At 39.3% G+C, this 4,510-nt stretch carries 4 protein-coding genes and 1 pseudogene; 4 read left to right on the forward strand and 1 reads right to left on the reverse strand.

What is annotated here, in order from left to right:
- The first annotated feature begins 843 nt into the window (after nt 1-843).
- The 4 genes and pseudogenes from AAC854_RS21265 to AAC854_RS21280 form a co-directional block, all read left to right on the forward strand.
- Complete coding sequence (locus AAC854_RS21265; protein ID WP_340618839.1) at nt 844-1,401, forward strand: helix-turn-helix domain-containing protein; 558 nt, start codon at nt 844-846, stop codon at nt 1,399-1,401.
- 17 nt (nt 1,402-1,418) lie between these two features.
- Complete coding sequence (locus tag AAC854_RS21270) at nt 1,419-2,276, forward strand: queuosine precursor transporter (RefSeq protein ID WP_340618840.1); 858 nt, start codon at nt 1,419-1,421, stop codon at nt 2,274-2,276.
- Between the two features lie 13 nt (nt 2,277-2,289).
- A complete protein-coding gene (gene queF, locus AAC854_RS21275; protein ID WP_047962324.1) occupies nt 2,290-3,126 on the forward strand; it encodes an NADPH-dependent 7-cyano-7-deazaguanine reductase QueF in 837 nt (278 codons plus the stop codon).
- 125 nt (nt 3,127-3,251) lie between these two features.
- A pseudogene (locus AAC854_RS21280) lies at nt 3,252-3,410 on the forward strand (transposase); the annotation flags it as partial.
- Between the two features lie 261 nt (nt 3,411-3,671).
- Here AAC854_RS21280 and AAC854_RS21285 read toward each other — a convergent pair.
- Nucleotides 3,672-4,094: a hypothetical protein gene (locus AAC854_RS21285; protein ID WP_047962325.1), complete on the reverse strand. Its 423-nt coding sequence runs from the start codon at nt 4,092-4,094 to the stop codon at nt 3,672-3,674.
- Between the last annotated feature and the right edge of the window lie 416 nt (nt 4,095-4,510).

Raw genomic sequence — 4,510 nt, forward strand, 5'->3', positions numbered from 1 at the left:
ACCACTGGCGACGCTTTATCACTTGGACTAAAGAGACAATGGAGCATGAGCTAAATACGTTATTGGGAAGTTATGGCAACAAATTTGCAATTAATTTCTCTTGAGGACTTAGTTCACTTACTTCATCGGTGAAAAATAAAAAACAAGTAGATTATTCTAAAGTTAAAGCATGTTTATGATCTGCTCTGCTCTTCTCATCTCTTCAATAACTCAAATTTAATGCGATAAAATATAAAACCCAGAGAAATGGTAACCCGATATAAATGCCTTTATTGAAATAATAACCCGGTGTGGCTTCAGTGCCTAATCATACTTTGATTAATATTCTCACTTAAAATGTCAATATTGTTCTTTAACTCTTCGGTTGACTATAGGAGTTTAAAGGATTGTGTTTTTGGTTAAATTTAACCCAACACAAACACCATTAACGTTGTTTTTTTTTAAAATAGTCACCTTTAAAAAGCAGTTAAAATAGTGTGTTCGCGCCCTGGTGTGGCTTCGCTAATAATTTTATAGTGTAATTATTTTAATAATATAATAATTAATATATTTAGTCAGTTAGATACTACTGCGAGTAATTAAGCACGCCTCATTCAATAAGGTCAACATAAAAATAATCAAAAAGAGCATGAAATTGTACATTCTTTGCATACTGTCATGTTTTTTATGTAAAAAAATTTTACCACTCACTGTTCTTATAAAGCGGCGTATCGAAAAATATTATGGAAAGTAACAAGTTAATCATGTAGTGTCTGAAGAAAAAATCTAACAACATTATTATTTTCCGACATGAAAACATCAGGAATAAAAAGAAAATCTAATATTATTAGTAACATTGAGTACATGATGAGAAAAAATGGTGAGAATAAGTCCTCACTGGCTATGCGCTCAGGTGTTACAAGAACAACACTCTATAAAATTCTTGATGGTCAAATAAATAAAGTTCAACATTCAACTATCACAAGGATTGCCGATTTTTTCGGTGTCAAGTGCGATGTCATAGAACATTGCAACATCGAAGAACTGGACCGCATAGACAATACCCTCTCCTCTGAAGGCAACAAGAATCCTTCTGCTATTCCGCTTATTCCCCAGTCAGACGTGTTAGCCAGTATGGAAAACCGTATTGGCCAGCTGATCATGAGATATCCGGTAATCTGGGCCTTCGAAGAAGGCGCAAACCTGATTGGACTGACGGTAGAAACTGAAATTGATAAAATTTTTTTCCCCGGTGATACATTAATCATTAAGCGCTATGCCGCACCTGTAAAAAATCAGCCATCGCTAATATATGCACCCGAAAAAGGATTTTATCTCCATGATATGTCGGGTTGCGCAAAAAAAGTGCCCGCCATAAATGAGCAATTGATTGGAACCATCATTGAAGAACGCATTTCGTAAGCAAAGGAGCATTAGCTGTGTCAGGTAATCAAAAATATAAACTGCTGGGTTTCAGTCGCTCTTCCGACGCGATCAGGGCGAATATCATGATCCTGTCTACGGGGAAAAGCATCAGCATACCGTTAAAGGAATTGGAAAGTAGCCAGGTCTCAGAGGATCTCAACAGAAATGAACTCAGGGAGGTCTATCGCCGGATTTATGGCAGTGAGGATACGGTAACCGCCTATGACCTCACTGATCGGCACGAACGTTCCTGGTTCGCCTATCTGGTGATTGCGCTTTCGCTGGCCATTATCTGTATTTTTTGCACAGTGACAGGGATAAAACCAATAAGCATTCCCTATATGAATATGGTGATACCCGCGGCAGTCTTTTTTTACCCACTCACATTCATCCTTGTTGACATACTCAATGAGTTTTACGGCCTTCGCCTGGCCAGAAAGGCGATTCTTTTTTCGTTTACTACCAATATTCTGTTTGTTCTCGGCCTGATGTTCACAGCAGTGCTGCCGGGCCTTAAAGCGTGGGGATTAGCAGAAGCCTATACTGAGATTGTCCATAGCATTACGGCTGTCCTTGTCGCGTCTTCAGTGGCTTATATTGTCTCTGAGAATGTCAATTCATGGCTGTTATGTAAAATCAAGGAACTGACCAACTCCCGTTATCTTTTTATTCGCATCATAACCAGCACAACGATAGCGGCCGCACTGGACAGTGTTATTTTTTGTACACTGGCATTTTATAACACGCTTGATGCCGACACGATTAAAACAATTATTTTTTCCCAGTTTATTATCAAAATGACCTATGCCATTGCCGGTGTTGGACCTATCTATGCTACCCGGGCACTATTCAGAAAATATATAACCTCCTAGAAGAGAAGTCATCATGGATATTAAAAAATCAATAACACATCTCGGAACAAAAACCGATTACATACAACATTATTCTCCAGAATTACTTGAAACACTTCCGCGCTCACTTGCGCGCGATATTATCAATATCAGTTCTGATTCATTGCCATTTCAGGGTTTTGATCTTTGGACTGCGTGGGAACTTTCCTGGCTGAATAATAAAGGAAAACCGGTCGTCGCAATCGGTGAATTTACCATTCCTGCAACCAGTCCGGGATTAATTGAATCTAAATCATTCAAGCTGTATCTCAACAGTTTTAACCAGACTAAATTTGAAACGGCTGATGATGTGATCCGGGCCATGAAAAAAGATCTGTCTCAGACAGCCGGCCAGCCTGTGGAAGTGAAGCTCTACCCTCACCTTGAAGGATACGGCTATGAAATCAACCCACTCTCAGGTCAGTCACTGGATGACCTGGATATCGAAATAGACGGGTATGACTTCGATGCTACGGTACTGGCAGATGCCGCTTCGACGGAAACGGATACTGTCTCTGAAACAGTGCATTCAAATCTCTTAAAATCAAATTGTCTGGTCACAAACCAACCTGACTGGGGCAGCGTTGTTATTCGCTATGAGGGCGCAAAAATTAATCATGAAAAACTGCTGCGCTATCTCATCTCATTCAGAACACATAACGAGTTTCATGAACAATGTGTAGAGCGAATTTATAATGATATTATGCATTATTGCCGACCAGAGAAATTAACCGTATTTGCCCGTTATACAAGACGTGGCGGGCTGGATATTAACCCTTTCAGAAGTAATTATGAAAGTGCCCCTCTGACGGGACGGCTTATCCGTCAGTAAAGAGAATATCAAACTGGGTGAGTTGCGACCCACTCACCCAGTTCATAAAACGATATTTTCACCTAAAAGATGAAGGCTAGTTGTGTACTGAAGTGGTGATATGTGGGAATAGGGCACTTGTGCACGCCTACTCGCCTACTGAGTGGGATAAGAGAATGCTATCAAAGCGTTTTATTATCGAAATGATTAACGGGAAATTAAAGACGATTTCTCACATAGAACATTCACGCCACCGGAGCATAAAAGGATTTTTGTTGACGGTTTCAGGCGGTCTGATAGCGTACTGATATGAGGCGGTTATCTGATAGTACGATCCATCCCATTCCTCACTTTTCCTGACTGAATTTTTCAATCCCAAATCACCACACTGTGACATTGCCTGATGATTTTGCTCTCTCAACACACAGGGCACTGCTATTTAGTTTTCCCCATAGCCAGGTGTTTCTTACTCCGTTCTACCTGATAATTAGCCTGGGCTGGACTACTCTCACGTATAGCATCAGGTGTCCTCCGAGAATTCAATTCCGAAGTACGGCGCTATTTTCTTATTCTTTAATTTCTAAAGGCATTTTATATTTAATTCCGGTTAATTCTGACAAATCCACATCGTTTCCTGTCGTGTGAAAGATTGCTTTCCGTCTTTGACTAAATAGATGCTGGCAATGCACACACATATCATTCATATTGTTCGGGTTTTTAATGGCTTTTAATGTCCTGACAGCATATTTACCACACCGGCATCTGACGACATAAATCGAATTATTTTTTCCGCCATTCCGTTGAGACAAAGGGCGGACACCTAACACGGTAAAAAAGCCATATTCATAGCCTTGAACCTGTCTCAGTATGTTGATTAAATTAGGTTCCCTTTTACTTAAGCGTAAATCATATGTCGTTTTATAAGGAATAAAGTAGTCAGTGTGTTTTTTATTCTTCCTGCCCTTACCCTTTTCATTGGTATCACTCATCACTTCTTTTAATCCATTTCGCAGCACATTAAAGGTGTTCTAATTTAACTATTTTCATTATTGATTCAATAACGAAAAAACTAACCTTAACAGTTAAGTTAAATCAGCCAAATCGATTTTTCTCATTGTGATACATTAAAAATGATGAAAACACATATTCCACACAATACGCAGAATGTATGGACATGACCTGAAATTTTATCGGATTATTGAAATAAGACATCTGACCAAATGAAATTTTTGACTAACTGTTTTGACGCACTATTTATTTCCATTACGATAAGTAGCGAAGCCTCAACGGTTGCAACCCAGGGCGCGAGCATACTCTGATTAATTTTCACCCAAAGAAAACTCTTGCCCGATAATCATCACACCAACTCGCTTTTTTAAGCTTATTTCTTTGGCTGGGTGCACCG

The organism is Xenorhabdus entomophaga (assembly GCF_037996725.1).
Taxonomy (GTDB): domain Bacteria; phylum Pseudomonadota; class Gammaproteobacteria; order Enterobacterales; family Enterobacteriaceae; genus Xenorhabdus; species Xenorhabdus khoisanae.

What these genes read in the sequence shown, in the direction of transcription:
- AAC854_RS21265 (WP_340618839.1), top strand. Translation starts at nt 844, where the DNA reads ATGATGAGAAAAAATGGTGAGAATAAGTCCTCACTGGCTATGCGCTCA.
- queF (WP_047962324.1), top strand. Translation starts at nt 2,290, where the DNA reads ATGGATATTAAAAAATCAATAACACATCTCGGAACAAAAACCGATTAC.
- AAC854_RS21285 (WP_047962325.1), bottom strand. Translation starts at nt 4,094, where the DNA reads ATGAGTGATACCAATGAAAAGGGTAAGGGCAGGAAGAATAAAAAACAC.